Source organism: uncultured Acinetobacter sp., from assembly GCF_947624825.1.
Classification (GTDB): Bacteria; Pseudomonadota; Gammaproteobacteria; order Pseudomonadales; family Moraxellaceae; genus Acinetobacter.
The window spans coordinates 1-4,691 of the sequence record NZ_CANQLZ010000102.1; the positions used below are offsets into that span (position 1 = coordinate 1).

Annotated in this window: 5 protein-coding genes and 2 pseudogenes; 1 reads left to right on the plus strand and 6 read right to left on the minus strand. The window is 37.3% G+C overall.

What is annotated here, in order from left to right; translation table 11 throughout:
- Nucleotides 1-400: 400 nt before the first annotated feature.
- The 5 genes and pseudogenes from Q0017_RS13755 to Q0017_RS13305 all read right to left on the minus strand — a co-directional run bounded on the left by Q0017_RS13755 (nucleotide 401) and on the right by Q0017_RS13305 (nucleotide 4,088).
- The gene (locus tag Q0017_RS13755; RefSeq protein ID WP_367277121.1) at nucleotides 401-643 is read right to left on the minus strand and encodes a transposase; all 243 of its coding nucleotides are present in this window, start codon (nucleotides 641-643) and stop codon (nucleotides 401-403) included.
- Nucleotides 601-939, minus strand: a complete 339-nt coding sequence (locus Q0017_RS13760; protein WP_367277122.1) for a transposase — start codon at nucleotides 937-939, stop codon at nucleotides 601-603. The genes Q0017_RS13755 and Q0017_RS13760 overlap by 43 nt, the downstream gene beginning before the upstream one ends.
- 382 nt (nucleotides 940-1,321) lie before the next feature.
- Nucleotides 1,322-1,809, minus strand: a pseudogene (locus Q0017_RS13295) (transposase); the annotation flags it as partial.
- A gap of 274 nt (nucleotides 1,810-2,083) precedes the next feature.
- Complete coding sequence (locus tag Q0017_RS13300; RefSeq protein WP_298147788.1) at nucleotides 2,084-2,740, minus strand: hypothetical protein; 657 nt, start codon at nucleotides 2,738-2,740, stop codon at nucleotides 2,084-2,086.
- A gap of 1 nt (nucleotide 2,741) precedes the next feature.
- Nucleotides 2,742-4,088, minus strand: a complete 1,347-nt coding sequence (locus Q0017_RS13305; RefSeq protein ID WP_298147791.1) for an AAA family ATPase — start codon at nucleotides 4,086-4,088, stop codon at nucleotides 2,742-2,744.
- A gap of 78 nt (nucleotides 4,089-4,166) precedes the next feature.
- Here Q0017_RS13305 and Q0017_RS13310 point away from each other — a divergent pair.
- Nucleotides 4,167-4,483: pseudogene (locus Q0017_RS13310) on the plus strand (Fic family protein); the annotation flags it as partial.
- Here Q0017_RS13310 and Q0017_RS13315 read toward each other — a convergent pair.
- The coding region (locus Q0017_RS13315; RefSeq protein WP_298147794.1) for an integrase core domain-containing protein at nucleotides 4,466-4,691 on the minus strand (226 nt) is incomplete at its 5' end. The pseudogene Q0017_RS13310 and the gene Q0017_RS13315 sit on opposite strands and share 18 nt — an antisense overlap.

Genomic DNA, 4,691 nt, shown 5'->3' on the forward strand with positions numbered 1-4,691 from the left:
AAAAATGAAATCTCCTCGAGAATTTCGATCGCTAAAATTAGCAAGTTAACTGTCCGTTTTTACGGGGGCTAATACAGGATGTGATGTTTAAAACCTATACAGGGGGGCATTCTTATGCGGTTTGGCAAGTGGTGGTACAGGATGCATTACAATATTTCTTTGCTAAGAAATAGGAAATCCTAAAGAGAAGAATTTTCTAAAAATATAGAAATAAGTCTCTATATAGCCATACCAATGATAGACCAGAAGGGGGATTCTTCAACGTGAAAAGTAATGTATAGCCAAATATGAAACATAAGCTACATCATATTAAATACGATATCCAGAGCTTCCTGAATGGTTTTATTGTTCTGAGCAAAGATGTGCCTGATTTTACTTTTTAAGACAGACCATGCTTTCTCTACTGCGTCTTGCGCTGCACCTCAAGCAGTGCTTGAGCTTGGCTCAGGATTAAAATCGGGACTATATATGTAGGTAGATAAACGATTCTTGTCTTATATTTTGCTGCTAAATCATCAATCGTTTGACCTTTATGAATTGAGGCATGATCGAGAATCAGCAAATAATTTTTAGTCTGAATATCCTTTTTCTGTAAGTCCTTTAACAAATCCTCCAACCAACAGAGAAAAATACTCCGATACATGAGCCTTGAAACACTAAAGGTTGAATAAATTTGAATGGTGCATTTGATCTGACGGCACTGATCATGCTGAGTCTGGTGCCATGTCCACCTGACTTTAAGGAATGACATCTTTGGCCTCTTGGAGAACAAACATATTTTCCTATTTCATTGGTATTGATGCCTGATTCATCAATATAAAGGATATGATCCTCGCCATATTGCTTCTTCCATTGAGGTAGGAACCATTCAAATACAGCGCGATGAACCGTACCGGGTTTGTCTGTAAAGAAAACTCTTTTTTTACGCGTCCATCCCATCTTATTCAGGGCTTTTAAAATGACATGATAACCAACGGTATAACCGAATTGTTGTTCAAACAGAGGGACAAGATCTTTAGCCTGAGTAAAAGGTGTATTTATACGAAGTGCTTAAAGGCTTGAAGATATCGAATTCTCGAAGGGCGTCCTGCATTTTTGAGGTTTAGGCTGTTTGAGCTGACCAGTCTGCTGTTCGAGTAAGATAAGATCCAATCATCTAGGGTGGTTCTTGCAATATTAAACAGTTCACACGTTTTGGATTTATGCTGTGATTCTTTATAAAACTGCATGACTTTTTCGCGTAGATCGACAGAATATGTTTTTGTCATGATCCTAAATCTTAGTGTTTTTTCTATTGTAGCTCATATTGAATTTTTAGCTATACCAATGAAGGTGCACCCAATCGTGCATGATGCTGCCAATATGCGGCTTTTAAATCATTATATTTCTGCGCTGTATTGGCCTGGCTTTTTCGCCACGCATAATAGCCTGAAGTGCTGACACCCAGGCATTTACATACAGAAGATACAGTGACTCTATTCACCGCTAGATCTTGAATTACCGTGTACTTTTCTTGGCATGATCTGTCAGAAAGTACACATGCGCTTTTTTTAAGATGTCATTGGCTTCCCTGAGCTGTTTGACTTCTTTCTCTAATTCCAAGATTCGCTGTTGTTCTGGTGAAAGTTGACGTTTGCTTGAACCTGCTGGTTTAGTTTCACGAATCCAATTATCTAATGTTGAATAACCCACACCTAATTTCTGGGCGACTGTAGCCACAGACTCGTGTGAGTTTGAAAGTGCATAATCAATTGCTTGCTGTTTAAATTCTGGACTTGAACAGCACTGCTGCGCAAGATAGCCCTCAATATGTCTCCAAAGTTAACGTTACGTTATCTTTAGAGGGAAGTCTTGTCGATTATTTTGTCTAGGATCAACTGACAAGTTTTTATGGTGATAACTATGTTTTTCGTAGACAGCCTTCTTTACATTCATCTGGTAAATATAAAGGAATGAAAATAGGCTTTAGACTCTGTTGTGAATTGCATAATTAAATTGAGTATAAGTAAGGGGTAGTAGCCCCTTACTCATACATTCATATATTAATTTCAATCTAGTCTTACACTCCTCTTCAAAAGAGAAGTCAGAGCTTGTTGCCATCAACCCATGTTTTCAAGGCATTAATAATGACGGGAGCAAAAGGAGTTAGTCTGCCATTAGGGGCATCCTTAAGCTCTTCAATAAGTAACTTTAAAAGTTCATCATCTTCAATATCAACTGGCTCATCAGGATCGATACTTTGAGTAAAGAGAAAACTTGAAATCGCTTGTCTGCGCATATCGACTAACTTTTGATTCTGCTGTAAAGAATCTCCTAATTTGAGTACCTTTACAGTTTCTTTAGCATCAGGTGTGACAGCATTAATCGTTCCACTTAGATTAAATTTAAATTCATTTTCACAGCGTTCAGATAATGGTGAGATGGCTATTTCATCGTTATCCTTCGCATCATCACAACATCCTTTGGTAGTGCAACTTGCGATAATATTATTCATATCCAAGCTGTATTGTGGATACTTGTGACGTGGTTTTACGTGCTCATTCATACAGTCATGATCTTTTTCACCAATAGCACGACAGCAATAAGCACATAAATAGGACTGTTCTTCCAAACAATGTTGTCGAATAGCTAAGCGTATCTGTTCAGGATCATCCTTCAGGTCATCATAACGATGAGTTGGGTGATGCCTTTTATACTCGCGGAGTTTTTCGGGTTCTGCTGTCTTAATAATGTGTTGCAATTTATTGACCCTGTTTAAATACAAGAGATCTTTTTTTGAGCATTGCAATGAGGCGCATAACGTCTAGCTGATTTTCGCCAACAGTTGACCTCAAATCATTTATTAATAGTTGGGCTTTATCAAGATTGTTATTCTGAATTGCATCCATTGCTTGGGTGATTTGTTCAGTAACAACAGGATTACGATAACTTGTATCCATGTATTGCAACAAAACGGTATTTGCATCTTGTCCATACAGTGATGGTAGGGCAGTAATCTTTTGATCTTCTAGATCGTAAACCAGAATATCTTGAACATCGGAGATCACTAAAGGTGAATGAGTTGTTAGAATAAATTGGCAATTAGGAAAGGTAGTTTGTAATCGATGGATAATTGTGCGTTGCCATTGAGGATGCAAGTGCATGTCAATTTCATCAATTAAAACGATACCTTGACCATGTAGTGGATTATCGAGCTTTGGGTTCATCATAGCAAGACGTCGTGCAATGTCACCCACTAGGGCCATCAGAGATTTTTCACCTTGAGATAATTGGCTGACATTTAATTGCTTACCATTTTTATCAATCACCATTGCCAAGCGTGGTTTACGTGTAACCTGTAAATTTTTAAAATCAGGCATAAAGGCATAGATTGCTTGGCGAACCGCTTCTAGTTGTATGTCCTTAAAACTGTCAGAATTATATTCCTCGATTTTTTTTGAAAATAGTTCATCTGTATGGTCTTGCTTAAGAAATAAGATAATATCTTTAATACGCTCATTTTCAACGTCTTCTCTTTCTCTAAACCATTCAAAGAATCTTCGAAAATCGACTGCATTATTCAACGCATTATCATATCCATCAATCTGTAAAAATTGATGTTTTTCACGTATTTTTAATGGAATATCAATGACACTACGTTCAACAGGATAGAAAGCGATCAGTGGTAAACTCGTTGTTTCATCCTCAGCTAACCGGTGTTTGTAATAGTCCGTCAGCTGATTTAATTCAATTAAAGATGTTGTGAATTCTGCTTTTCTTGCGGTTCTGCTTTTTGTGATACGCCAATTATAAGTTAGATCACGGTTTTGTATGTCGGTTGCTTTTACGATAACTTCGATCAGAGCTGAGTTTGCACCATTAGAAATCACTTGCTCAGGAATAGGCGTACCATTTGATTTTTCATGCTTTAGGCGGGCTACAAACCAAGTTAGAGCAGTGGTGGCAGATTTTAAAAGTGAAGTTTTACCGCTACCATTATTTCCGATGAATACGGTAACATTAGATGAGTAATCTTTCGTAGGTGCTAAAGACACGCTTATATCTTGGAACTGCCCAATATTTTTAAGACTAAAGCTTTGTATCTTCATAAAGACCCATTTTTAAATTGACGATTTAAAAACAACATAATATCTCAAGTGAGTGAATATAAGTAGTCGAGTTTCTTTCCATTTATTGACTTTATTCTGAAAAGAGATTTTAACTGCAATTGTGGCATTTAACGCTAGCGATCATGTGACCGCTCAAGCTAGCGATCAAGTTAAGCGCCTCATTGAAAAGATGGAACAGAAGGAATACAGCCTGAATGAACTCATGTCGTTATTAGATTTATCACATCGTGCAACATTCCAAAAAAAATTATTTAAATCCGGCTTTAGAGGTTGGCTTAATTGAACGTACATTCCCCGATAAACCAAAGAGTCCAAAACTGAACCGTACCGGGTTTGTCGGAGACTTTTTATTTAAGTTAGGCTACCTGACCTAACGGATTAATTTTATCATAGTACATTGCTTCAAAATCAAAAGGTGACACATAACCCAGTGCACTATGTACACGCTCTTTATTGAACCAATCTACCCAGTTTAATGTCGCAAGTTGTACATCTGCTAAACCACGCCAATCTGCTTTTAAATATTCAATCACCTCTGTTTTGTATAAGCCATTCACCGTTTCAGCCAAAGCATTATCGTAT